Genomic DNA, 25449 nt, shown 5'->3' with positions numbered 1-25449 from the left:
GAGACGGGTGCATTGGTACCGCTGACGACGAAAGAGGAATGCCGGATGTCCAAGCTGTTCGCCGACGGAGTGGCCGTAGCGCCACATGTCGCCGCGCCTGGGCTTCCGGAGGCGTTGCCGAGCCGCAACGTGCTGCTGCTGCAGGGCCTGATGGGCCCGCTGTTCCGCCGTGTCGGCGAGGCGCTGCGCCGCGATGGCTACGGCGTTTACAAGGTCAACTTCAATGGCGGCGACCGGCTGTTCTGGCGGTTGCCGGGCGGCATCGATTATCAGGGGACGCCAGAGGAATGGCCGGCGGCGCTTACGCGGATCATCGCCGAGCGCCAGATCACCGACGTTGTGCTGTTCGGCGATTGCCGCCCGCTGCACATGGCGGCGATCGCGGTGTGCCGCGAAGCGCGCGTGCCGGTGCATGTCTTCGAGGAGGGCTATATCCGCCCCGACTGGGTGACGCTGGAGCTGGGTGGCGTGAACGGCCATTCGACGCTGCCGCGCGATCCCGCCTGGTACCGTGCCGAGGCCGCCGCGCTGCCGCCCGCGCCCGAGCATCATCCGGTACCCTCGTCGTTTCGCCGCCGCGCGCTGGAGGGACTCGCCTACAACGCCGCCGACGTGCTGACCCGCTGGCATTATCCGCATTGGGAGACGCATCGGCCGTGGCATCCGCTCGTCGAGGGGATGGGTTGGCTGCGCCGGTTGCTGCGGCGGCAGGCAGCGGCGGTTCGGTCGCAGGCGGTACTGGCAGCGCTGGAGGCAAGCGCCGAGCCGTACATGCTGTTCCCGCTCCAGCTCGATTCGGACGCGCAGATCCGGCTGCACTCGTCCTTCGCCGGTATCGCGGACGCGCTCCGCATGGTGATCGCCTCGTTCGCGAGCCATGCGCCGGCGGGGATGCGGCTGGTGGTGAAGGAGCATCCGCTCGACAACGGCGTGCGGGACTGGCGGAAGGAAACCGCCGCGCTTGCCCGGATGCACGGCGTCGGCAATCGCGTGGACTATCTCGAGACGGGCGATATCGTGCCGGTCGCGCGCCGGTCGGAAGGCGTGGTGACGATCAACAGCACCAGCGGCACGCTGGCGCTCGCGCTCGACGTGCCGGTGATCGCGCTCGGGCAGGCGGTGTACGACATCGCGGACGTCACCTACCAGGGGCGGCTCGACGATTTCTGGCGCAAACCCGGCAAGCCCGACGCCGAAACCTTCGCCGCCTTCCGCCGCGTGCTGATCGATCGTTGTCTCGTTGCGGGTGGGTTCTTTTCGAAAGAGGCGCTCGACAAGGTGGTGGAAGGGGTGGTCACGCGGCTGGAAGCGGCCAGCCCGCTGCAGGGCGGCGTGCCGGCGGTAAAGTCCTCGACCGGCTGAACGAACATGCTCGCGGGGGAGTGAATCCCTAGGCTTGGTACCGCGCTGCCGAAGCCGGGGGGGGCAGTTCGAAGTGCCTGCGCCGAGTTTATTGCGGATGAAGACCGCGAATGGCCGGCACACTAAGCCGGTGCAGGGCCGGCGTGGCGCGGTGACAGGATGACCGGTCGCGGTGCTCAGCCCCGCCGCCTGCGCCGCTGCCGATATGGTAAAATGGCGAGCCCGATCGCCAGCAGAAGCGAGCGTGCGAACGGTCTGGCCACGACGGGTCTGTCTTGGACACGGTGTCAGCCGGTCGAGGGCTTGCGACCGGCCGTAAGGGGCATCAGAACTCTACGGTCGCGCCGACGAAGATCGAGCGGCCGAGCGGATCGTAGACGCCCGGATAGGTGTTGCCGTTGCCGAAGCTTGCCAGCACGCCCTGCGCGATCGCGGGCGGATCCTTGTCGAGCAAATTGTTGACGCCGGCGCGCAGCGTCAGCCGCTTCTCGACCGTGATCGTCGCGGCGAGATCGAAGTAATTATACGCGTCGATCTTGCGGTTGACGATGCTGGGCGATCCGGCATCGGCGAGATACGCATTGTCCGACGTGGTGGAGAGCCGCACGCCGCCGAAATACCGCCATGCCAGCGACAGCGCGGGGTGGCTCGCGCCGCCGAAATCCCAGGTGGTGCGCAACTGGTGGCGCCACTTGGGCGCAGGCTCGCCGCAGGTATAGCCGTACAGGCCGTTGCAATTGTACGTGCCGAGGCCGGGCAGCGGTTCAGTGGTGAGATCGAGCTGATAGGTGCCGACCAGGTCGAGGCTGATCCGCCCGAAGCGACCCACCCCGAACGCATAGCTCGACGTGATGTCGAGGCCGGACGTCTTGAGGTAGCCGGTGTTGAGCGTGGTGCCGACGACATAGCCGTCGTTGCCGAACAACACGCCGCTTTTGGGATCGCGGTGGAACAGGTTGCAATAGAACGGATCGCCGGTCGCGGTGCACTGGCTGATCGACAGCGACGGGTCGATGGTGCTGATGTAATCGTTGATCTTGATGTGGAAGTAATCGACCGACAGCGTGAAGTTGCGCACTTCATGCGGGGTCAGCACGAGGCCGATCGTGTAGGTGTCGGCCTTCTCGGGCTTCACGTCGCGGTTGCCGCCATATTGCTGCACACAGGTGCCGGCCGGGCACTGCGGAATAGTGCCGTATTGCGCGGCGCTGACCCCGGTACGCTCGCACGTCGCCAGCGACAGCACCGGGTTCGCGCCCGCGCACGGATCGGTGGCGGTGACGTTGCCGAGTGCCACCGCGCCGAACAATTCATCTATGTTGGGCGCGCGAATCGCGCGGTTATAGCTGGCGCGCAAGCGCAGGTCGGATACCGGCGACCACGAGATTTCGCCCTTGTACGTCCACACGTTGTAATCGGACGAGAAGCCGGTCGAACCCTGTTCGTTGTGGTAGGACGAATAGCGCGTCGCGCCGTTGATGGTGAGCGCCTTGAACAGCGGCAGGTTGGACAGGATCGGGATCTCGATCTCGCCATAGCCTTCATTCACGCTGATGATGCCGTCCGAATTGAAGGTGCCGTTCTGCTGCGCGATCGCGTCAGCCGTAAATTTTTTCGACTCTCGGCGATGTTCGCCCCCCACCGCAAAGGCGATGCCTTTGTCCGCCCACGGGCTCTGGATGCCGTAGCTGTCGAGATTGCCGCTGATCGTGCCGGAAATCACCGTCTGCCGGTTGCGGCTGGCGGTGCGCGAGTCGGAGAAGATGTAGCCGAGGTTGTTCGGGTCGATCGCATTGTAGGCGAACACGTCGATCGGCAGGCAGCTCGGATCGCTGCCGTCGATCACCGACTGGCAGGTCGGCTTGCCGGCGACGTTGACGACGTTGAGCGCGCGCTGCGCCTTCACGTTGTCGACGTTGTTCATATAGTGTTCGTCGTAGTTCACCTGCGATTGCAGGAAGTTCACGTCATAGGTCAGCCTTTGCGCAAAGGTGCCGCGCACGCCGCCCGAATAGCGGAAGTCCTCATGCCGCAGGTCGTCGCGGCGCGGTGTGGACAGGCGCAGGCCGATGAAGGTGTCCTGCGTCTGCGCGGTGCCGGCGGCGGCGCCACACAAGGTCGTCGCCTGGGACGCCGACAGGTAAGGATTGTTGCAGGGGATCGTGAACGTCGTACCCTGGAACAGCGCGGACGGCGCCGCCTGCGAGTTGGTATGGTCGTTCATGTACATGAAGCTGCCATAGACCTCGACCAGGTCGCTCAGCTTGAACTTGGCGAAGCTGCCCGCGGTGTAGCGGTCGTCCGAGCGCTGGAAATAGTTGGTCGGCGCGTAATTGTAGAGGAAGCCCGAGTTGTACGGCGTCCAGGTGTGCGCGCCGTCCTTGGTGTTGTTGAGCGTCTTGCCCTTGTTCGGCCCGCTCAGCAGCGTGAACAGACCCCACGGATTGTTGCTGGACCCGCCGCAGGTCAGCCCCGATCCGGCGTCGTCGATCGGATCGAGCGCGCAGGCCGACACGTCGCGCGAATCCTGCGTCACCGGATCGGTATGGCGATAACCGCCATAGACGGTGATGTTGCCACGCCCGTCCGCGAAATTGTGCCCAAACGCGCCGTTGACGTCGATCTTGCCGCCATCGACGGTGCCGCCGCGCGCATTGGGATAGCCCTTGGCGGTGGACAGTGCCTGTAGGCCGGTGTTGCCGTTCTCATGCTGGTAGATGCCGCTCTGCGCATCCAGCCGCAGCCCGTTGAGGTCGTCGCGCAGCACGAAGTTGACCACGCCCGACATTGCGTCTGACCCGTATACTGCGGAGGCGCCGCCGGTGACGACATCGATGCTCTTGACCAGCGCGGACGGCACGAAGTTGGTGTCGACCGCCTGTTGCGGCAGCATGCGCTGTCCGTTGATGAGCACCAGCACCCGGTTCGACCCCAGGTGGCGCAGGTTGACGTTGGAGGTGCCGTCCGACCCGTTCGAGACGTTCTCGTTGGCGTCGGCGGTGAATTGCGGCAGGCGGTTCAACACGCTTTCGACACTGGTCGCGCCCTGCAGGCGGATCTCCGCGTCGCTCACCGTGGTCAGCGGACTGTTGCTCTCAAGGTCGGCACGCTTGATGCGCGTGCCGGTGACGACGACGTCGGCGGCATCGCCGGTGCTCGGTTGCGGTGGTGCGGCGGCGATCTGGGCATGTGCCGGTGGCGACAGCAGCGCGATCGCCAAAGCGCCCAGTCCTGCTGAGCGATGTCCCCAAGCGCGAGTGCGCACCATGCCATGTCCCCTTGAGTTCGTTCGTATGACGAACAGCACCACGAAGACGACACCCTGTCAAATAAAATATACGATATCCATTATGCGCTGTCCTTGAGGTGGCGCGGATTGGGTATGTCGGTGGGCAGCGCCTGCTCGGGGACGAGCAAATGCGACAGTTTACGCGTGACCAGCACCGCGATGCCTGCGCCGAAGCCCGCGATCGCGGCATGCAGCAGCCAGAACCGGGCTGGACCGAGCGGCGCGTAGAAACGGCCGAGCCAGCCAGCGGTGAGGTTGGCGACGAACAGGCCGGCATAGGCCACGCCCATCAGTGTCGCGGCCAGTCGCGGCGGCGCGGCGCGTGCTACTGCCGCGAGTAGCACCGGCATCACGAACAGATAGGCGGAGGACGACAGCAGGAAATAGCCGAACCCCCACATCACACCGAGCGCATGCGGCTGCGGGAACGCCGCGGAAAACCCGGCGAGCAACAGATCTGCCGCCGCCAGCATCGCGCAGCCGATCGCGATCTTGCCGGCGACGCGCGGCTCGCGCCCGTTCGCCGCCTGGCGTTGCCACAACGCGAGCACCAGCGGTGTCGCCAGCACCGTCACCAGCCCGTCGCTCGCCAGATACCAGGCGATCGGCATCTCGAACCCGCCGATATGGCGGTCGACCGCGCCGCTCACCCACAGCGGGAACAGATTATAGCCCTGACCGAACGGGATATTGAAGAACGCGGTCAGCGCGACCAGCCCGATCAGCCCGGCGATCCGCCTGCCATCTCCGGCCTGCCGCATGGCGATGGCGGTCCCGCCACGCCGCGCCCGATCAGCGGGCAGGTAGCGCCAGCCCGCGCCATAAAGGGCAATGCCGATCAGCATCCCGACACCCGCGCTGGCGAAGCCCCAGTGCGCACCCCGCAGATCGCCGATCGTCCCACACACCAGCGGCCCGGCAAACGCGCCGATATTGATGCCGAGGTTGAACAGCAGATACGCGCGGTCGCTGCGCGGATCGCCGTCATCGTAGAGTCGCCCGACCTGCGTGGCGATATTGCCCTTCAGGCACCCCGAGCCGAGGATCAGCAGCGCCAGCGCGATCAGGAAGGTTGCATCGAACGCGAGCAGGAAATGCCCGCCCGCCATCAGCCCCGCGCCGAGCAGAACGGTGCGCCGGCTGCCGATCACCCGGTCGCCGATCAGCCCGCCGAGGATCGGCGTGAGATAGACCAGTCCGGCATACAGCCCGAAGATCTGCGAGCCGAGCGCCTGATCGGAGAGCGGCCCGGTCACCGCCTCTACGGTGGAACGAAAGCCTGCGAACCCCCACACCCGCCGCTCGGGCGCGGACGGCAGTAGCGTCGTCACCATGTAGAGCAGCAGCAGCGCCTGCATGCCGTAAAAGGAGAAGCGCTCCCACGCCTCCGTCATCGCCAGCACGGCCAAGCCGCGTGGATGGCGCTGCCGCATGACGGTCACGACCGCGATGGCATCAGGTGGACGACGGTGGCGGTGCTCCCAAGCGGAACAGTGCGTCCGCCGCGTTCGTCGCTGCCGCTGGTGGTGGCGTAAGCGCGTCCGCCGGTGGTCGCCTCGACGAACAGCCGTGCCGCCGGTGTCGCGGGCGTGGCGGGGTCGAGCGTCAGCGTGATCGCGCCCGTCTTCGGCGCATAGCTGGCCGAAGCAATCTTGCCCGCCTCAAGCGTGATCCACGCGCCCGCCGGCGCCACGAACAGCCGCGCGCGCGCGCCGTCCTTCGGCACCACCGTCACCATGCCGCCGCCTTGCGTGAGGTTGCCGCCATACGCCACCCAGCCGAACGTCGCATCGTTCACGAGGTACGTCGCCGCCGCATAGGCGTGGCCGAAGAAGCCCATGCCATAATCGCCGGTATACGGGTCCCACGCCATCCGGTCCGGCCAGCTATGGAACGCCGCCGATCCGAAGCCGTCACGGTCGATATTGGTGATGCCGCCCATCATGCCGCCATACGCCACGCGCAGCAGGTGCGTGTCGGCCGGATTGGCGCGATAGGCATCGAACAGCGGCACTGCGTTGAGCGCCGATCCGTAATGGTGGATCTGCCGCTCGATGCGCGGATATTTGCCGCCGTACAGGAAATCCCAATAGCGTCGCGCATTGCCGTTATAGCCCCAGCTCGGGATGGCGGGATCGTAACCGAGGATCGCCTCGCGCGTGGTATCGGCCTGCGGCTGATAGCCGAAATAGCGCATCCAGGCGTAGACCTCGGGCTGGCCGGTTGAATCCCACGCCATCTCGCTGCCGAACGGATATTGCAGCGTCTTCCAATGGTCGGCGCGGCGCTTCATCAGCGCTTCCATATTGGCGGCCTCGGCGGTCATCCCCTCGCGCTTCAGGTCCTTCAGGATATCGACGAACACGTCGCCCTCCATCAGCCCGAACTGCGTGTAATAGGGTGCGTCGCGCATCATCGCGGTGACGGTGGTATAGGCATGGTCCAGATACCAGCGCCAGTCATGCGCGGTGACCAGACCAGGGTGATTGCGCGCCAGCCGGTACAGCACCCAATGCCCGATCGCGACATGCGGATAGTTATACGCGCGGCCGATATCGTCGGCTTGCGCATGCGACCACGACGTCCATGTCTTCCAGTCGGTCGCCGGGTCGTAATAGCCGGGATGCTCCTTGGGCGCGTAATAGAAGATGCTCTTCTTCACCGCACCGGCATGCGGCCCGTCCGCCACCTGCAACGTGCCAAGCACGGTGGTGTCGACCAGCGTCTCCAGCTTCGCGACCTCGCCCGCATCGGGATTGTCGAGTTGCTTCATCATCGCGGCGACCCAAGCGCCCGCACCGCCCTCGTCGCTCATGCCGGAAATCCACACCCGCGGTTCCTGCGTGACGATCCTGCCGGCCTCGCGGTCGTAGGTAAGGATCGCCGGGCTGCGGTGGAACGGATCGGCCTTGTCGCCATACCATTGCCGCGTGGTGATGAAGCGGCCGAGATCCGCCATCACCTGATCCAGCGGTTTGGTGATGTCGTAGCTCACCGTCTGCACCGTTCCGTCGGCATAGGTGATGGTCAGCCGCGCCGGTCCCCAGCCGGTCGCCCGCACGGTGTAGCGCGCCCAGCCTTTGGCCGGCGCGGCCCGCGTCGCCACCAGTGCCCCTGCTGGAAAGGACTCGATCTTCGCCACCTTCGCGCGGTATTTCAGGAACAGCGATGCCGGCATGTCGGTCGGCACGACATAGCCGGGTATGCCGACCACGACCGGGCGGTGCTGCGCGGCGAGCGTGTCCTCGATTCCCCGGATCTGCGGCGTCAGCGCGAACCGCACACCGACGCTGCGGCTTTCGCCCGGCGCGAGGATGATGCTGGTCGGCACGTTCCACTGCGAGCCCGCCTTCGCCCACTCCTTATCGGCATAGCCTTTCGACGCGATCGTCCAGTCGTAGAACCCTTCGGAGGTCTGGCTGCGCTTGCTGCGTTCGCTGAACACCGCATTCGGCGCGGCGCGTGCATCGGGCAGCGGCACATAGGCTTCGAGCGGACTGTGCGCGTCGGGCAGCACCAGCAGCGCCGGCCCCTTGCCGCTCAGCCGCGTGACCTGGAGATACCCGGCATCGCGGCCGATATAGGGGTCGGTAAAGCTCGCCTGCGCATGCGCCTGTTCGAGCGTGCGATCATCGATGATGTTGTCGAACACCATCGGCAGCCCCAGCGCGCCGATCTCGACCGGTTGCGTCGAGGTGTTGACGAGCGTGAAGCGCAACAGCGGCGACCCGCCTGCATCGATCCAGCGCCGCTCGACCCGCAGCGGAAACCCCGCGCCCATCGACGCGGTGATGTCGGCCGCGGCAAGCGTCCTGCCGGTGGCGGCGAGCGAGCGGATCGGCTTGCGTGCGTGCGCCGAAGCGAAATCGCGCCACGCGCTGCCGGTGGTGCGCAGCCGGATATCGATATCGCCGATGTGGTTGTAGCCGTCGCCCTGCCGCTCGGCCTCGCGGTTGCCGGGCACGAAGTCGAACTCCGGCACCGCCGCCGGGGAGAGCCGCGCGAGCGTCTGCGTATCGCGGCGTAGCGCGAGGTCGAAGCTGCCGATCCGCAGCGGTGTCGTCGCGATCGGCGTGAACACCGGCTTCGGCTTGGGCGGCTCCTGCGCAAGCACCGCCGGCGTAATGGCAAGTGCCGAAGCTATGACCAGGAGGCGGGTGCGCTGCACCAACGGTGTCATACGATGTGCGGAGAAGATGACATCGCTTACAACAAGCAGGATGCCGTTTGCAGGTCAACAATATTATACGGTATATTTACAGCGATGCGCAGGGCGTTCAACGGTTGACCTTCTTCGCGGCGACAGATAATCGTATACCATATTCGAAGGGTGAGGGCGATGCGCACCACAAGACGCGAGATGATGATGGGCGCCGCAACACTCGCGTTGCTCGGGCGGGCTTCAGGAGCGGGGGCGGCCACCGTTTTAGCCGCTGCGTTGCCGCGTACAGCTACGCCGTTGCCGCTCTCCACTGTGCGTTTGCGTCCCTCCGATTTCGCCACTGCGGTCGAGGTCAACCGCAGCTACCTGCTGCGTCTGAGCGCGGACCGGTTGCTCCACAACTTCCGCCTGTATGCCGGCCTGCCACCCAAGGGCGAGATCTACGGCGGCTGGGAAAGCGATACCATCGCCGGCCATACGCTCGGCCATTACATGACGGCGCTGGTGCGCATGCACGAACAGACCGGCGACGCCGCCGTCCGCACCCGCGCTGATTACATCGTCGATGAACTGGCGGCGGCGCAGGCGGCGCGCGGCAACGGCTATATCGGCGCGATGCAGCGCAAGCGCAAAGACGGCAAGGTCGTCGATGCGATCGAGATCTTCCCCGAAATCATGAAGGGCGACATCCGCTCCGGCGGGTTCGATCTCAATGGCGCATGGTCGCCTTTCTATACCGTCCACAAGCTGTTCGCCGGGCTGCTCGACATCCACGGAAGCTGGCGCAATCCGAAGGCGTTGGCGGTCGCTGTCGCGTTCGCCGGATATTTCGAGCCGGTGTTCGCTGCGCTGGACGACGCGCAGATGCAGGAGATGCTCGGCACCGAATATGGCGGCCTGAACGAGAGTTACGCCGAACTGTCCGCCCGCACCGGCGACAAACGCTACCTCGCTGTTGCCGAGCGGCTGTACGACCGCAAGATGCTCGACCCGCTCGAACATCGCGAGGACAGGCTCGCCAATTTCCATGCCAACACACAGGTGCCAAAGCTGATCGGGCTGGCGCGCATCCACGAACTGACCGGCGAGCCGGCCAAGGCGACTGCCGCCAGCTACTTCTGGCAGGCGGTGACGCAGCATCACAGCTATGTGATCGGCGGCAATGCGGATCGCGAATATTTCTCCGCGCCCGACACGATCGCCACGCACATCACCGAACAGACGTGCGAGCATTGCAACACCTACAACATGCTCAAGCTGACCCGGCAGCTATATTCGTGGTCACCCGACGGCGCGCTGTTCGACTATTACGAACGCGCGCATCTCAACCACGTGATGGCGGCGCAGAACCCGAAGACCGCCGGCTTCACCTACATGACCCCGCTGCTGACCGGCGCGGTACGGGCCTATTCGACACCGGCCGACGATGCATTCTGGTGCTGCGTCGGCACCGGCATGGAGAGCCACGCCAAACACGGCGAGTCGATCTTCTGGGAAGGCGATGCGGCGCGGGGCAAGGCGTTGCTCGTCAACCTCTACATCCCTGCGGAGGCGACCTGGGCCGCGCGCGGCGCATCGCTGGTGCTCGACACCAAATATCCCTTCGAAGGCACTTCGACCCTGACGCTCGCCAAACTCGCCAGGCCGGGCAGGTTCCCGATCGCACTGCGCGTGCCCGCCTGGGCGGCGGGAAAGGCGATCGTCACCGTCAACGGCGCACCCGTGACGCCCGCGTTCGTGCGTGGTTACGCCGTGGTCGAGCGGCGCTGGCAGGCGGGTGACACGCTCGCCATCACGCTGCCGCTCGACCTGCGGATCGAGCCGACACCGGGCGATGACAAGACGATTGCGTTCCTGCGCGGGCCGATGGTGATGGCGGCCGATCTCGGCACCACCGAAGGCGACTGGTCGCGCGCGGATCCCGCACTGGTCGGCGGCGATCTGCTCAGCGGCTTTCGTCCTGGCGCGCAAACCGCGACATACGCCACCAGTGGCATCGCGCGCCCGGGCGACCTCACCTTCGTGCCGTTCTACCGGCAGTACGAGCGGCGTAGCGCGGTGTATTTCAAGCGCTTCTCCGAAGACGAATGGAAGACCGAGGAGGCCGCCTTCGTCGCCGAACAGGCGCGGTTGAAGGATATCGCGGCGCGCTCGGTCGACGTCGTCCATCTTGGTGAGATGCAGCCGGAACATGACCACGGCCTGATCTCGGAACTGTCGTATCCGGTCAGCTACCGCAATCGCAACGGGCGCGATGCACGCTCGGGCGGGTTTTTCGAGTTCACCGTGAAGGCGAAGCCCGGACCGTTGATCCTGCAGGCGACCTATTGGGGTGACGAGCGTGGCACGGATTTCGACATCATGGTCGATAACGTGAAAGTCGCCACGCAACACCTCGGCGGTGACCAACCGGGCAAGTTCATGGATGTCGAATATCCGCTGCCGATCGGGCTGACCCAAGGCAAGGCGCAGTTGAAGGTGCGGTTCGTGCCACATGCCAAGCATACCGCCGGGCCGGTGTTCGGCGTGGTGTTGTTCAGCGCCAAGCCGAAGCCCGCCGCATGACGGCAGACGCTGCCGACATCGCGATGTCGCTGGACGCGGTTCGCACGCTGGCACGCACCACGCTGCTGCGCGCGGGCCTGTCCGCGCCGCACGCGGATGCGGTCGCCGAGACGATGGTGGCGGGTGAGCGTGACGGCTGCACCTCGCACGGGCTGTACCGGCTGCTCGTTGCCACCAACAGCATCCGCGCGGGCACGGTGCGGACCGATGCCGTGCCGACACGGAGCGAGCCGGCACGCGCGCTGGTGCGGGTCGATGGCGGCGGCGGTTTCGCGCAACTTGCTTTCGAAACCGGTCGGGGCATGCTGGTGGAGAAGGCGCGGGCCTATGGCATCGCCGCGCTTGCCCTGAACAATGTCGTGCATTTCGCCGCGCTGTGGCCGGAGGTGGAATGGCTGGCGGATCAGGGGCTGGTGGCGCTGGCGTTCACACCCAGCCACGCCTGGGTCGCGCCGGCGGGCGGCACCAAGCCGGTGTTCGGCACCAACCCGATCGCGTTCGGCTGGCCGCGTCCGGACACCCCGCCGTTCGTGTTCGATTTCGCCACCAGTGCGGTGGCGCGCGGCGAGATCGAATTGCACCGCCGTGCCGGCAGATCAATCCCGGACAACTGGGGCTATGACGCCGATGGCGCACCTACTACGGACGCGCTCGCCGCGCTGAACGGCGCGATGCGCACCTTTGGCGGCCACAAGGGATCGGCATTGGCGGCGATGGTCGAACTGATCGCCGGCCCGCTGATCGGCGATCTCACCAGCCGGGAGTCGATCGTGGCGGATGGCGGCGCGGGCGGATCGCCATTGGGCGGTGAACTGATCCTTGCGATCGATCCCGCCGGATTTCTCGGCGACGCGGTCGACGCGCATCTCGTGCGTGCGGAACGGCTGTTCGCCGCCATTCAGGGGCAGGGCGCACGGCTGCCGTCGCAGCGCCGTTACGCAGCGCGCGCCGAGAGTCTCGCGCACGGCGTCCGGGTGCCGGCGCGCCTTCTCGCGGATATAGCAGCATTGGTGGAGCAGGCATGAACGCATGGACGAACTGGCTGGCGGTGGCGCTGGCGTTGAGCGGCACCCCGATCGCGGCGCACGCCGCCACGCCGGTCGCGCACGCGAACTCCGCCGACGATCGGCTGAAGGCGATCTACACCGCCGAATATACGTGGCGGCAGGCGCTGCAAGGCCCGGATGAGAACAGCGGCCCCAATGCCACCGAACACCTGCCCGACGTCAGCGCGCGGGCGCAGGCGGCGAAGCTCGCGCGCTGGAGCGACACCGAACGGCAGCTGGCAGCGATCCCGGTGGCGAACCTCTCGGCCGCGGGCAAGATCGACTATGCCGTCTACAAGGGCCAGATCGACGCATTGCTGGCCGAGCAGCAGTATCGCGATTACGAGAAGCCGCTCAACGCCGACACCAGCTTCTGGGGCGATGTCGCCGAAGCGTCGCGCGGATCGTTCCGCAAGGAAGCCGATTATCGCAACTACCTCGCGTTGCTCCGAGACATTCCGCGCTATTTCGACGCGCAGATCGTCAACATGCGCGCCGGCCTCAAGCGGGGCTTCACGCCGCCGCAGGTGACGCTGCAGGGCCGCGATATCGGTGTGGCGCAAGTCGCCCAGGCCAAGACGGTTACCGACAACCCGTTCTATGCGCCGTTCCTGAAGTTTCCGGCCGGCATAACGCCCGCCACGCAAGCCGCGTTGAAGGCGGAGGCCGCCACCACGATCGCACGGGACGTCGTGCCCGCGCATGCCAGGTTGCTCGCCTTCCTGCGCACCGAATATATCCCGGGTGCGCGCAAGACGCTCGCCGCCTATGATCTGCCCGACGGCAAGGCCTATTACCAAACCAAGATCCGCGAGTTCGTCACGCTCGACAAGACGCCCGAGCAAATCCACGCGATCGGCGTGGCCGAGGTCGCCAAGATCCATGGTGAAATGCTCGACGTGATCCGTCAGGTGAAGTTCGACGGCGATCTGCCCGCGTTCCTGCACTTCCTGCGCACCGATCCGCGCTTTTACCCGAAGACAGCTCAGGATCTGCTCAACCGCGCGGCGTGGATCGCCAAGACGTTCGACGGCAAGGCGAGCGACTGGATCGGCCACCTGCCGCGCAGCCGCTTCGCGATCAAGCCGGTGCCGGCCGATCTCGCGCCGTTCTATACCGGCGGGCGCGGTGGGCCGGGCATCTATCTGGTCAACACCTGGAACCTGCCGTCGCGGCCCTATTATCAGATGGTCGCGCTGACGCTGCACGAGTCCGCGCCCGGCCATGCCTTCCAGATGCCGCTTGCCGCCGAGAACAAGGGGCTGCCGCAGTTCCGCCGCGACGCCTATCTGTCGGCGTACGGCGAGGGCTGGGCGCTGTATTGCGAGAAGCTTGGCGTCGACATGGGGATGTACGACGATCCCTATGATCGCTTCGGCATGCTCAGCTACCAGATGTGGCGCGCGGCGCGGCTGGTGGTCGATACCGGCATTCATGCGCAGGGCTGGAGCCGCGCACAGGCGCAGGCGTTCCTCCACGACAATACCGCGCTGTCGGATCACGAGATCGAAACCGAGGTCGATCGCTATATCGCCTGGCCGGGGCAGGCGCTGAGCTATTACATGGGCGAACTGGCGTTCGAACAAGCCCGCGCGCATGCCGAGCAGGCGCTTGGTACCAAGTTCAACATCCGCGCGTGGCACGATGCGGTATTGCAACTGGGATCGGTGCCGCTCCCGCTGATCGAGGCACGCACCGATCAATTCATCAAGGACGGCGGCAAGGGGCCTTACCCCGACGAGGAGTAAGGCCGTAGCCGGTCACGGAAACGGTCGGTCGATCGACACCTGCGGTTCGGTAAACCACGCCGCGCCGGTTTCGGTGACGTGGAAATGGTCCTCCAGCCGGATGCCGAAGCGATCCGGCACGACGATCATCGGTTCGTTGGAAAAGCACATGCCGGGTGCGAGCGGAGTACGATCGCCGCGCACCAGATAGGCGGGTTCGTGGATCGCCATGCCGATGCCGTGGCCGGTGCGGTGCGGCAGGCCGGGCAGGCGGTAATCGGGGCCGAGGCCGGCACCTTCCAGCACCCGCCGCGCCGCCGCGTCAACCGCCTCGCACGGCACGCCGGGCGCGACCGCATCAAACGCGGCGGCCTGTGCTGCCTTCTCCAGCGCCCATAAAGAGCGCACTTCGTCGCTGACGGTGCCGAATGCGTAGGTGCGGGTGATGTCGCTATGATAGCCATGCACGGTGCAGCCGGTGTCGATCAGCACCAGGCTGTCCTCCTCCAACAGCTGATCGCCGGGCAGGCCGTGCGGAAACGCGGTCGCGCGCCCGAACTGGACCGCGCAGAAGCTCGAACCGCTTGCCCCCAGCGCGCGATGCGCAGCGTCGATAAAGCGCACCACCGCGCTCGCCGCGATGCCGGGGGCGAGGATGCGGGCGGCGCGACGGTGCACCTCCAGCGTCATCGCCTTGGCCTGCCGCATCAGCGCGAGTTCGGCGGCCGATTTCACCATCCGGCACCCGTCGATCGCGAAGGCGCCGTCGATCAGCGTCAGTCCAGCCGCCCGTATGGTCTCGCCATAATGAAACGGCAGCAGCGGATCGACCGCAAGCGTGGCGCCGCGCGGCAGCGCATCTGCGACCAGCTGCACGGGATCGGCATCCTCCTCCCACAGCAGCAGGTCGGCCGACACCGCGAGTTCTGCCTCCAGCGATCCACGCTCGAACGCCGGGCAGATCATCCGGGGTTCGCCGTTCACCGGCACCAGTAGCGCCACCAGCCGCTCGGTCGCGCGCCAGCTTACCCCGGCGAAATAGTGCAGGCTCGGCCCAGCGTTGACCAGCACCGCATCCGCGCCGCGCTCGGCCCCGAGCGCGCGCAGCCGGTCGAGCCGTGTCAGTCGTTCGGCTTGCGTGATCCCCGGCGCGGGGCTCGCCCAGCGCGCGAGGGCCCCAAGTTCGGCTTCCGCCGTCGATCCGCCAATCATGCTCGTCCTCCTGTGCCGCCGAACCGTTCGAGATCGAAACTGTCGATCGCAAGCGGTGGTGTGATATCGTCTGCAAGATGCCGCACGATCTCGCCGGTAATGGCGGCGAGCGTGAGGCCGAGATGCTGATGCCCGAAAGCATAGATCAAATTGTCCACCCGGCGCGACCGCCCGATCGCGGGCAGGTAATCCGGCAGCGTCGGCCGTGCGCCCATCCAGCGGGTGAACGGCCCGGCGATCGGCAGGCCAAGCTCGGCGACATGGCGTTCCAGCCGCGCCCATTTGCGCGCGTCCGGCGGGGCGTCGGGCGTGCCGAACTCGACGAAGCTCGCCGCCTGTACCGTGTCGTCGTAGCGGGTGACGATCATCGATCGATCCTCGAACACGATCGGCGGCAGATCATGCGGCCAGCGATCGGCAGCGGCGCGAATGTGGTATCCGCGTTCGGCGATGATCGGCGCGCGGTGGCCGACCCGCGCGACCAGCGCACCCGATCGCACGCCGCCTGCGATCACGATCAGATCGGCGGCGACGCCCGGGATTTGCGCCTGTCCATCGGCGCGGACGAGATCGGCATCGCATGGCGTGATCCGGCCGCTCGCCTGCATGAAGCGATTCCGCATCGCGGTTCCGAGCCGGCCGAGATCGGCGATGTGCGCACTGCCGGTAAAGCGGATCGCCCCGGCGACCGGTCGCGCGGTCAGGCTGTTGATCGCCGCCAGTTGCCCGGCGGAAGCGGAGTCGAAACGCGCGGTGCCGGTGTCGGTCGCGCGCCACGCTGCAAGACCATGTGCAGCGCGGGCGGGTGTCTCCCACGCGACGAAATGGCCGCCGTCGCGGACCAGATCGCCATCGCCCAGCAGCCCACCCAGTCGCTGCCACGCAGGCAGCGCGTCCGCCAGCAATGCCGACAGCGCCTGCTTGCCGCTTGCGAAGGCGCGCGGGGTCGATGCGGCGGCCATGCGCAGCGCGAACGGCAGCCATGCGCCCATCATCGCCGGCGGCAGCGACAGCGCGCCACCCAGCGGATACAGCCGCCGCACCGCGCCTCGCAGCGTCGCCGGCGAGGCGAGCGGCGCGACCTGTTCGGTGGCGATATGCCCCGCGTTGCCCCACGATGCGGCATCGTTGCCGCTCGATCGTTCGAGGATCTCGACGGCATGCCCCGCCTCGGCCAGCGCAATCGCGCAGGCAAGCCCCACGACACCTGCGCCGACAATCGCAATCTTCATCGCCTTAATCTCCTGTTGCCGCGCAACATATCCTATCGTATACCGTATCCAGAAAGAAACTACAGGACGGATTTTACGATATGGCAATCGGTTGGAGCGGCGTGTTCCCCGCAGTGACGACGCAACTTCGCGAGGATCTGTCGATCGATCTCGGCGAGACGCAACGCGTGGTCGATGATCTCATCGTGGACGGTGTCACCGGGATCATCGCGCTCGGTACCTGCGGCGAGAACAATTCGCTCGAGTTCGAGGAAAAGAAGACCGTTCTCGCCGCGATCGTGGAGGCGGTGAAGGGGCGCGTGCCGGTGTTGACCGGGGTTTCGGAGTACGACACGCGCCGCTCGGTACGCTATGCCCAGGCTGCCGAAAGCATCGGCGCCGATGGTTTAATGGTGCTGCCGCCGATGGTCTATGTCCCGCAAAGCCATGAGTTGATCGCGCATTTCAAGGGCATCGCGGAAAGCACCAGCCTGCCGATCATGCTCTACAACAACCCGCCCGCCTATCGCACCACGATCGACAGCGACGTGCTGCGCGCGCTCGTCGCGGTCGAGAACATCGTCTGCGTCAAGGAATCTGCGCCGGATACGCGCCGCTTCACCGATTTCCGCAACGAATTCGGCGATCGCTACGTGCTGTTCGCCGGTCTGGACGACGTGGCACTGGAGGGCCTGTACCTCGGCGCGCAGGGCTGGGTTTCGGGGCTGACCAACGCCTTCCCCAAGGAATCGGTCGAATTGGTGGCTGCGTTCGATCGCGGCGATCATGCCAAGGCGCTCGAAATCTACCGCTGGTTCATGCCGCTGCTGCATCTCGATGCCGAGCATGATCTGGTCCAATCGATCAAGCTGGCCGAGCAGGTGATGGGTCGCGGCTCCGAACGCGTGCTGCCGCCGCGCCTGCCGCTGATCGGTGCGCGCCGTGCCGAGGTGATCGCAATGGTCGAGAAAGCGGCGGCGACGCGCCCCGTTATCGAACGCGCGCTGGCGGCATAAGGCGAGGGGCGGCTGTGCGGAACACCTTCTTCTGCATCGACGGGCATACCGCCGGTAATCCCGTCCGCCTCGTCGCGGGCGGCGCGCCGTTGCTGAAGGGCGCATCCATGTCGGAACGGCGCCAGGACTTCCTGGCGCGGTTCGACTGGATCCGCACCGGGCTGTGCTTCGAGCCGCGCGGGCATGACATGATGTCGGGCGGGTTTCTCTACCCGCCGACCATGCCCGACACCGATATCGGCATCCTGTTCATCGAAACCTCGGGCTGCCTGCCGATGTGCGGCCACGGCACGATCGGCATGGTCACGTTCGGGCTGGAGCACGGGCTGATTCAGCCCGCCACGCCGGGCAAGCTGCGCATCGAGGTGCCGGCTGGCGTGATCGACATCGCCTATGAGGTGGAGGGCGACAAGGTCACCTCCGTCAGGATCGTCAACGTCCCCGCCTATGTAGCGCGACGTGGCATTCAGGTCGATGTCGACGGGATCGGCGCGCTGTCGATCGACGTATCCTACGGCGGCAATTTCTACGCGATCGTCGAACCACAGGGGCGCTACACCGGGCTCGACGATCTCGGCGCGGCACGGCTGGTAGAACTGAGTGCGCGCGTGCGCGAGGCGGTGCAGGCGCAGTACGAGCCGGTGCATCCGTCCGACCCGACCATTCGCGGCGTCAGCCACATCCTGTGGGCGGACCGGCCCCGTGCCAACGATGCCGACGGCCGTAACGCGGTGTTCTACGGGGACCGCGCGATCGATCGGTCGCCGTGCGGTACCGGCACCTCGGCGCGGCTCGCGCATCTTGCCGCGACCGGTCGGCTCGCGGTGGGCGATCCTTTTGTTCACGAAAGCTATATCGGCAGCCGCTTCATCGGCCGCGTCGAAGCGGCGACGATGCTCGGCGACCAGCCCGCGATCATCCCGTCGATCGAGGGGGCGGCGATAAGTACCGGCTTCAACACGATCTGGATTGATCGCGCCGACCGCTTCTGGGAAGGTTTCCAGGTCAAGTGATTCCCGCTTGCCCGATCGGAGCCGCCTCGCGATGAGTTTAGTCGTTCGTACGTTGTCGGAACGCGTGTTCGAGGTGGTTCGCGAACAGATCGTCACGGGCAAGCTGCCGCACGAACTGCCGATCCGGCAGGATGCGCTCGCCGCCGAACTCGGCGTCAGCAAGATCCCGCTGCGCGAGGCGCTGGCGCGGCTGGAGCAGGAAGGATTGCTCACCAGCCAGGCCAATCGCGGCTATTTCGTGCAACCGATGTCGGGCCGGCAGGCGGAGGAGATCTACGAGCTGCGCCTGTCGATCGAGCCGGCCGCCGCCGCCCGCGCCGCCGTCCACGCGACCGAGGCCGATCGCGAGGCGACGATCGCGGCGTTCGAGCGGCTCGACCGGGCCGCCGCCAGTAACGTGGCGGAGGTGGCGATGTGCAACCGCGACTTCCACACCGCGATGGTGCGGCCCGGGCAACGCCTGCTGACCACCCAATTGGTCGAGCGGCTGGCGATCCTGGCCGAACGCTATGTCGTCGCACATCTCGAACCCGCGGGACGTGACGCGCGCGCGCACCTGGAACATCGCGAGATGCTCGACGCGTGGTTGTCGCGCGACCACGAGCGTATCACCAGCTTGCTCGGCGCGCACATTCAGGCGACGCTCGACGATCTGAAAACACAGTTTGCAGCCGACGCCACCAGCTGACGCGCACATCCGGGGGAAAACATGTTCGGACCGACCAAATCGCTCGAAGGCGTCGCCCGGCATGCCGCCGGGCAGAGCCTCGCCAAGACGCTGAGCTGGCCGCACCTGATCGCGCTCGGCGTCGGCGCGATCGTCGGCACCGGCATCTATACGCTGGTCGGGGTTGGTGCGGAGCGGGCCGGACCGGCGGTGATCCTCGCCTTCCTGATCTGCGGGCTGGTGTGCGGGTGCGCGGCGCTGGCCTATGCCGAGATGGCGACGATGATCCCGGCGGCGGGCAGCGCCTATACGTTCAGCTATGTGGCACTGGGCGAGGGCATCGCCTGGGTGGTCGGCTGGAGCCTGATCCTCGAATATTCGCTGGCGTGTTCGACGGTGGCGGTCGGCTGGTCGGGTTATCTGGTCGGCTGGATCGAATCGGCGGGCGTAAACCTACCCCACGCGCTGCTGGTCGGCCCGCACGGTGGCGGCATCGTCAACCTGCCGGCGGTGGCGGTCGCGCTGGCGGTGATGGGTATGCTGATCGCCGGCACGCGCGAGAGTGCGACGCTCAACATCGTGCTGGTGGTCATAAAGCTGGTCGCGCTGGCGATCTTCGTGACGTTCGCCGCGCCGCATTTCGATGCGAAGAACCTGCACCCGTTCATGCCCTACGGTTTTGGCAGCGAGGGCAAGCACGGCGTGATGGCGGCGGCGGCGATCGTGTTCTTCGCCTTTTACGGCTTCGATGCGGTGGCGACGTCGGCGGAGGAGACCAAGAACCCCAAACGTGACCTCACCATCGGCATCATCGGTTCGATGATCCTGTGCACGCTGATCTACATCGCGGTTGCGGTCTCGGCGATCGGCGCGCTGCCGTTCACCGCGCTCGCCAATTCACCCGAGCCGCTCGCGCTGGTGTTGCGCACGATCGGGCAACCGGTCGCGGGGCACCTGATCGCGCTGGCGGCGATCCTCGCATTGCCGTCCGTCATCCTGGTGATGATGTACGGGCAGAGCCGCGTGTTCTTCGTCATGGCGCGTGACGGACTGCTGCCGCGCGGGCTCGCCAAGGTGTCGAAGCGGACCGGCGCGCCGACGCTCATCACGTTGCTGACCGGCATCTCGATCGCGGTGGTGGCGGGCATCTTCCGGCTCGATGAGATCGCTGAACTCGCCAATGCCGGCACGCTGCTCGCCTTCATTGCGGTCGGCGCCTGCCTGATCGCAATGCGGCGCAAGGCGCCCGATGCGGTCCGGCTGTTCCGCAGCCCCGCGCCGTACCTAGTCGGCGGGCTGGCGGTCGCGGGGTGCCTGTATCTGATGGCGAGCCTGCCGCCGATGACGCTGGTCCGCTTCATCCTGTGGAACGCGATCGGGCTGGCTATCTACTTCGTCTATGGTCGCCGCCGCAGCGAGGCCGCGGTCGAAGCCCGCGCGAAGCGCTGAACCATGCGGAACATGATAATGCGGCGCGGGCAGACGCAGGCTGTTCGATCCACCGGTTGCGCAAGCGCCTGTAGCGGCTAAAGCCGGACCTTGCGTCGGCCCAGCGGCGGATAGCGATCGGCGCGTGTTGCGATGCGCGTAAGCGGGAAGGATTGGTCTTGGATTTCAACCCGCTGCCACTTGGAAGCGTGATCGGCGCGTTCCTGCTGGCGTTTCCGACGCTGTTCTCCGTCGTCAATCCGGTCGGCGCGGCGTTGATCTTCCATCAGGTTATCAGCAACCGCACGCGCGCGGAGCGGCACGAACTCGCCCGCAGGATCGCGAGCTACTCGCTCATCGTGCTGCTCGCCTCGCTTCTGCTCGGCGGCATCGTCCTGAACTTTTTCGGCGTGAGCCTGAGCGCGCTCAGGATCGGCGGCGGTCTTGTCGTGGCGGTACGGGCATGGGGCCTGCTCATGCAGCCCGAGGTTCACGAGGAGCGCAAGGCGAGTTCGGCCGAGCCCGCCCAATCGGCCGAAGACGTGGCATTCTTCCCGCTGACGATGCCCTTGACCACGGGGCCGGGGACCATCGCCGTCGCCATCGCGCTCGCATCGCAGCGTCCTGGGGGGCAGGGCGGTCTGCTTAGTTTCTATGTGGGGGTGAGCCTTGCCGCCGCGTGCATCGCGGTGATGGTCTGGGTCTGCTATCGCTGGTCGGACAGCGTGACCGCCTTGCTCGGGCCGGCAGGCGCGCGCGTCCTGTCGCGCCTGGTGGCGTTCCTTCTCCTGTGCATCGGCGTCCAGATCATGATCACCGGCATCGTCGGCGTGGGACAGTTGTTGCTCGGGACAAAGTGACCCTTGGCCGCCGGAGCGGCAAGGCGGCACCGCTCAGCGGCACCGCCTAGCTTGGGTGAGCCTCGCTCTCCTTCTCGTCGTTGCCGCCCTGCGTGGGCTGCTGGTCCGTGCCGGTGTCGACATGACCGTCCGCACCGCTCGGCCGAGCTGCCTCCCGGAAGTCGCTCGGCTTTGGCTCGCTAGGCTTATGATCCGACATATGGCTCTCCTTCTGCTCGCCTCAAAACGCGCGAGACGGGAGATCGCGCCAAACAATCTCGTGGTGTGCCGCTGGCACGATGCTTACGCGTCTGGTGCAATCGTGACGTGCAACCCGTCCAGCGCGTCGTCGAAGGCGATCTGACACGACAGGCGCGAGGTCGGCTGACGATAATCGGTGCTTTCGAGCAGATCGTTCTCGTCGCTCGTCATCGGCGACAGTCGGGTGAAATCGGCTGGATCGACCAGCACGTGGCACGTCGCGCAGGACAGGCAGCCCCCGCACAGCGCGAGCAACTCGTCGATTCCCGCGTCGCGGATGATCTCCATCACCGATTGCCCAGATGCGGATGCGAGTTCGCGGGTTTCACCTTCGCGAGTGGTGACTATCAACTTGGCCATAGTGTATCCTGAGGTCTGGTGGTGGGGTGATGCGACGCTGGGTGGCGGAGCGCGGCAGACTGCGATCGATCGTTAAGGCCGAACGTCGCGCCTTGTAGGGGCGGATCTGCGGCGGGCGGGATACCTTGAAGCGAAGTGCAGCGCCGGCGTGCCACGCCGACGCTGCACCTTCCGTCAGGCGTCCAGTTCAATAGTGAACCCGGAAATCGACGCCGACACGGCGCGGTGTCAGCACGCCCTGCGCGTAATAGCGTTCGACCACGTCTGTCCGCACCTGGTTCAGCGACGACTTGTCGTTGCTGATCGCAGTGATGGCGTATTTGTCGAAGATGTTGTCCGCGAACAGGCCGATCTCATATTGCTTGGTGACGTAGTTCAGCGAGGCGCTGTGCGTCACGTAGGACGGGATGATCTCGCCGTTGCCGCGCAGGCCGACGCGCGAATAGATATTGCCGCGGTAGATCGTCGCCCAGTTCGCCTCGATCCGGCGCCCGTCGCCGAGCGGATAGCTGTAGTTCACCTGCGCGCTGCCGGAGTTCTTGGCGGAACCCGGCAGGCGGTCGCCCGCCGACGCATCGTAGCGAATTCCCTGGCTGACGACGAGGCCGGTGACGTCCTTGGTCAGATGCGCGTCGACATACGAATAGGTGCCAGTCACGGAGAGGTTCGGGGTGATCCGCGCCGTTCCCTGGAAATCGAAACCCTGCGACACCGCGTCGGCCCCGTTCACGGTGATGCCGATCGCGCCGTTGACGGTCTGGCTCGGCACTTGAACGCCGTTCCAATTCACATGGAAGCCGTCCACCGTCACCTGAAGGCGCTTGTCGAACAGGCTGGCGCGTACGCCGACTTCGATGTTGCGGGTGTTGTCCGGCCCGTAGAACAGCTCGTTGGGCAGCGCGCAGAGCACCTGCCCGCCGGCCGCGGCCCGCGCCAGATCCTCAGCGGTACAGGCGACCACCGAGTTGACGCCGCCGACCCGATACCCGGTCGAGTAGGTGAAATAGGCAAGCAACTGGTCGCTGAACTTATAGGACGTGTTCGCTTTCCAAACCAATCCGTCCTTGCCGGTTGATCCTGGTCGGAAGCGCGTGGGCAGGATGGTGGTGGATGGATAGGCGGCGATGCCCACGCCGATCAACGGCAATGCTGATCCGCCTACGACATCGGCGGTATATTTGAAGTAGCGTAGGCCGCCGGTTACCTGCCACGCCTTGGTCAGGTGTAGCGTGGCCTCGCCATAAACGGCTTTTTCGACGTTCTTGGTTCGCAGGTCAGAGACGTATTCGAGATTGTCCGTTCGGGACAGATCGGAATATTCCGCGAAGCCCGGCGTGTATTCCTGCCGCGACGAATGGTATTTCTGGCGATTGTAGAAGCCGCCCAATACCCAGTTGATCGGCCCGCCGTGCGAGGAGACAAGCCGAACTTCCTGGTTGAACTGCTTAGTTTCACGCTGGTTGTTCGCGTAGGAGGAAAATTGCGGGAAAGCCTCGTACCCGTAGTCGAGGTCGAGCAGCAGATCAGTGTTATCGTCGGTATTGGTGAAATGCTGCTTCGTGAAGGCGGTCGTGCTGACGAGCTGGGCGACGTTGAACAGGTTGATGTTCAGTTCGGCTGAGAACAGGTCGGACTTGCGGTTGAACGGCTCGCTGTACCGCCACGGACCTTCGTATTTGTCGGTGTCGAGCACCCCGCCGCCATTCGCCTGCCGTCCGCCCGTCTTGGTGGTCTGGTGCGCGTAGGTGAGGTAGGCTTTGATGTTGGGGTTGTATTCCAGCAGCAACTGGTTGCGCGTCGTGAAGGTGTGTTCGTAGTTCACATCCTTCTTGCGGGTGAAATTGGCGTAATAATCGTCGTTGGTGCCGAACGATCCGGTCGACGTCGCGGTGGCACGGCCCGGCTGTGGATCGGACGCGCCCGGATGCTGGAGGATGTGGTTGTAATCGATGAAGCCGGCGTTGTTGTAATAGCCGGTGGAGGTGCGGAACGCGACGTGATCCTTGATGAGCGGCACGTTGATGGCGACGTCGCCGATCCCGCCGAAATCGTCGGAATGCGACTCCGCATAGGCGCGGCCATGCAGGTCGATCGAGAACTTGTCCGTGTCCGGCCGGTTGGGGAGGTAGCGCACCGCGCCCGCCAGCGTGCCGAGGCCGTAGAGCGTGCCCTGCGGCCCCTGCAACACCTCGACCCGGCTGATGTCGATCAGCTTGAAGTCAAGATAGAGCGGAACCTCGCCGAGATATACGCCGACCGAATTGCCGCTGTTGGCGCCGTCGACGCTGGTATCGCCCGATGCGATGCCGCGCAGGATGATGCCGCCGGTCGAGGCCGGGCCGGTGTCCGCCACCGTCACGCCCGGCGTGAAGTTGGCGAGCGAGCGGATATCGTCGAGGCGCTGCGATTGGATCAGCTCGGCCGAGACGGCGCTGATGTTGATCGGCGCATCCTGAAGCGTCGTCCGCCGCCGGCTGCCGGTCACGACGATATCGTTGACGCCGCCCGCATCAGCGGCGGCGGGGGATGCGGCCGGCGTCTGCGGCATGTCCTGCGCGCATGCGGGCGTACCCGCAACGCTCACCAGCGCGGTCGCGCACAACAAACCCGCGCGCGAGAATCGTGTTACCATTTAAGCCCCCATGATACTGTCTAACGCTGTCGCTCCTGCGCGATCTTATTGCGTCGCGCCGGCACCTCGTCCGGGCCCATGCGCGTTCCTTGAGAGTGTGGGTATTATGGCCAAACCGACATGGGGCGTTTGACGTAAGCGGCGGGTGATCGGCAGCGCCTACGTCAAACGGCGGATGCCGTTATGACATGGCATGCGGTAGCCGACGATCATGGTCACCAACGCTCCTGTGTCCGCAGTCGCAAAAGCTGCCGCCTTGATCTGCGGGCTGGTGGTGTTCGCGGTACCGGTGGAGGCGGAGAGCGCCGCGCAGGCGCGGCTGGTGCATTGCGGGGCGGACACCTGCCTGCGCCTGTCCGGGCACCGGTCGGACGCGACGACGGCGGTCAGCGTCGGCGGGCGCGAACTTGCCGTCGAGGGCGGGCGGGACTGGCGGGCGACGGTCCCTCTTGCGACCGCGCGGACATGGCCCATCGCGCGCGGCTATGCGCTGCGGGTAACACTCGCTGATGCGGCAGCGGGTACCGAGCGCATACAAAGCGTGCCGCTCCCCCCCGGTTCACTTGGGTCGCACGTTGAGCTTGCGTCGCTGGTGGTGAGCGGCCGCTGACGTCCGCACTCCCGCTCCGCCCACGCTTGTGATCGTGCCGGGCCACTCC

At 66.0% G+C, this 25449-nt stretch carries 18 protein-coding genes; 10 read left to right on the top strand and 8 right to left on the bottom strand.

Annotated elements, in window-relative coordinates:
* The first annotated feature begins 45 nt into the window (after positions 1-45).
* Entirely contained in the window at positions 46-1362 is a 1317-nt protein-coding gene (locus L8F97_RS05490) for a capsule biosynthesis protein (protein ID WP_242147356.1), read from the top strand.
* A 325-nt stretch (positions 1363-1687) separates the two neighbouring features.
* Here L8F97_RS05490 and L8F97_RS05485 read toward each other — a convergent pair whose 3' ends face one another.
* From L8F97_RS05485 to L8F97_RS05475, 3 genes are all read right to left on the bottom strand, one after another.
* Positions 1688-4630, bottom strand: coding sequence for a TonB-dependent receptor domain-containing protein (locus L8F97_RS05485; protein WP_242147355.1), 2943 nt, complete (start codon positions 4628-4630; stop codon positions 1688-1690).
* A gap of 80 nt (positions 4631-4710) precedes the next feature.
* A complete protein-coding gene (locus tag L8F97_RS05480; RefSeq protein ID WP_242147353.1) occupies positions 4711-6084 on the bottom strand; it encodes a peptide MFS transporter in 1374 nt (457 codons plus the stop codon).
* Positions 6085-6089: 5 nt separating this feature from the next.
* Positions 6090-8831, bottom strand: coding sequence for a DUF5695 domain-containing protein (locus L8F97_RS05475; RefSeq protein WP_242147351.1), 2742 nt, complete (start codon positions 8829-8831; stop codon positions 6090-6092).
* 159 nt (positions 8832-8990) lie between these two features.
* Here L8F97_RS05475 and L8F97_RS05470 point away from each other — a divergent pair, with 159 nt between their 5' ends.
* From L8F97_RS05470 to L8F97_RS05460, 3 genes are read left to right on the top strand one after another with little or no spacing between them, the layout of a single operon-like run.
* Positions 8991-11378: a glycoside hydrolase family 127 protein gene (locus tag L8F97_RS05470; RefSeq protein ID WP_242147349.1), complete on the top strand. Its 2388-nt coding sequence runs from the start codon at positions 8991-8993 to the stop codon at positions 11376-11378.
* Complete coding sequence (locus tag L8F97_RS05465; RefSeq protein ID WP_242147347.1) at positions 11375-12403, top strand: Ldh family oxidoreductase; 1029 nt, start codon at positions 11375-11377, stop codon at positions 12401-12403. The genes L8F97_RS05470 and L8F97_RS05465 overlap by 4 nt, the downstream gene beginning before the upstream one ends.
* The gene (locus L8F97_RS05460) at positions 12400-14172 is read left to right on the top strand and encodes a DUF885 domain-containing protein (RefSeq protein ID WP_242147345.1); all 1773 of its coding nucleotides are present in this window, start codon (positions 12400-12402) and stop codon (positions 14170-14172) included. The genes L8F97_RS05465 and L8F97_RS05460 overlap by 4 nt, the downstream gene beginning before the upstream one ends.
* 12 nt (positions 14173-14184) lie before the next feature.
* On the opposite strand, the gene L8F97_RS05455 is transcribed toward L8F97_RS05460, so the two are convergent.
* Both L8F97_RS05455 and L8F97_RS05450 read right to left on the bottom strand, forming a co-directional pair.
* Positions 14185-15363 carry a M24 family metallopeptidase gene (locus tag L8F97_RS05455; protein WP_242147343.1) on the bottom strand — a complete coding sequence of 393 codons (1179 nt, stop codon included), beginning with the start codon at positions 15361-15363 and terminating at the stop codon, positions 14185-14187.
* Positions 15360-16595: an NAD(P)/FAD-dependent oxidoreductase gene (locus L8F97_RS05450; RefSeq protein WP_242147341.1), complete on the bottom strand. Its 1236-nt coding sequence runs from the start codon at positions 16593-16595 to the stop codon at positions 15360-15362. Before L8F97_RS05450 ends, L8F97_RS05455 begins: the two co-directional genes overlap by 4 nt.
* 80 nt (positions 16596-16675) lie before the next feature.
* On the opposite strand from L8F97_RS05450, the gene L8F97_RS05445 reads away from it, so the two are divergent.
* From L8F97_RS05445 to L8F97_RS05425, 5 genes are all read left to right on the top strand, one after another.
* Positions 16676-17590, top strand: coding sequence for a dihydrodipicolinate synthase family protein (locus L8F97_RS05445; protein ID WP_242147339.1), 915 nt, complete (start codon positions 16676-16678; stop codon positions 17588-17590).
* 14 nt (positions 17591-17604) lie between these two features.
* Entirely contained in the window at positions 17605-18603 is a 999-nt protein-coding gene (locus tag L8F97_RS05440; RefSeq protein ID WP_242147337.1) for a 4-hydroxyproline epimerase, read from the top strand.
* Between the two features lie 31 nt (positions 18604-18634).
* Entirely contained in the window at positions 18635-19291 is a 657-nt protein-coding gene (locus L8F97_RS05435) for a GntR family transcriptional regulator (protein WP_242147335.1), read from the top strand.
* 21 nt (positions 19292-19312) lie between these two features.
* Positions 19313-20719 (top strand): amino acid permease, encoded by a 1407-nt coding sequence (locus L8F97_RS05430; RefSeq protein ID WP_242147333.1) that lies wholly within the window; start codon positions 19313-19315, stop codon positions 20717-20719.
* 158 nt (positions 20720-20877) lie between these two features.
* Entirely contained in the window at positions 20878-21558 is a 681-nt protein-coding gene (locus L8F97_RS05425; protein ID WP_242147331.1) for a MarC family protein, read from the top strand.
* 46 nt (positions 21559-21604) lie between these two features.
* Here L8F97_RS05425 and L8F97_RS05420 read toward each other — a convergent pair whose 3' ends face one another.
* The 3 genes from L8F97_RS05420 to L8F97_RS05410 form a co-directional block, all read right to left on the bottom strand.
* Entirely contained in the window at positions 21605-21757 is a 153-nt protein-coding gene (locus L8F97_RS05420; RefSeq protein WP_242147329.1) for a hypothetical protein, read from the bottom strand.
* An 83-nt stretch (positions 21758-21840) separates the two neighbouring features.
* Positions 21841-22158, bottom strand: a complete 318-nt coding sequence (locus tag L8F97_RS05415) for a 2Fe-2S iron-sulfur cluster-binding protein (protein WP_242147327.1) — start codon at positions 22156-22158, stop codon at positions 21841-21843.
* Positions 22159-22345: 187 nt separating this feature from the next.
* Complete coding sequence (locus tag L8F97_RS05410; protein WP_242147325.1) at positions 22346-24790, bottom strand: TonB-dependent receptor; 2445 nt, start codon at positions 24788-24790, stop codon at positions 22346-22348.
* A gap of 211 nt (positions 24791-25001) precedes the next feature.
* Here L8F97_RS05410 and L8F97_RS05405 point away from each other — a divergent pair, with 211 nt between their 5' ends.
* Positions 25002-25400, top strand: coding sequence for a hypothetical protein (locus L8F97_RS05405; protein ID WP_242147323.1), 399 nt, complete (start codon positions 25002-25004; stop codon positions 25398-25400).
* Positions 25401-25449 lie beyond the last annotated feature (49 nt).

It is taken from the genome of Sphingomonas sp. BAUL-RG-20F-R05-02 (assembly GCF_022662305.1).
Lineage (GTDB): Bacteria > Pseudomonadota > Alphaproteobacteria > Sphingomonadales > Sphingomonadaceae > Sphingomonas.
This window is presented reverse-complemented; position numbering and strand designations above follow the sequence as displayed.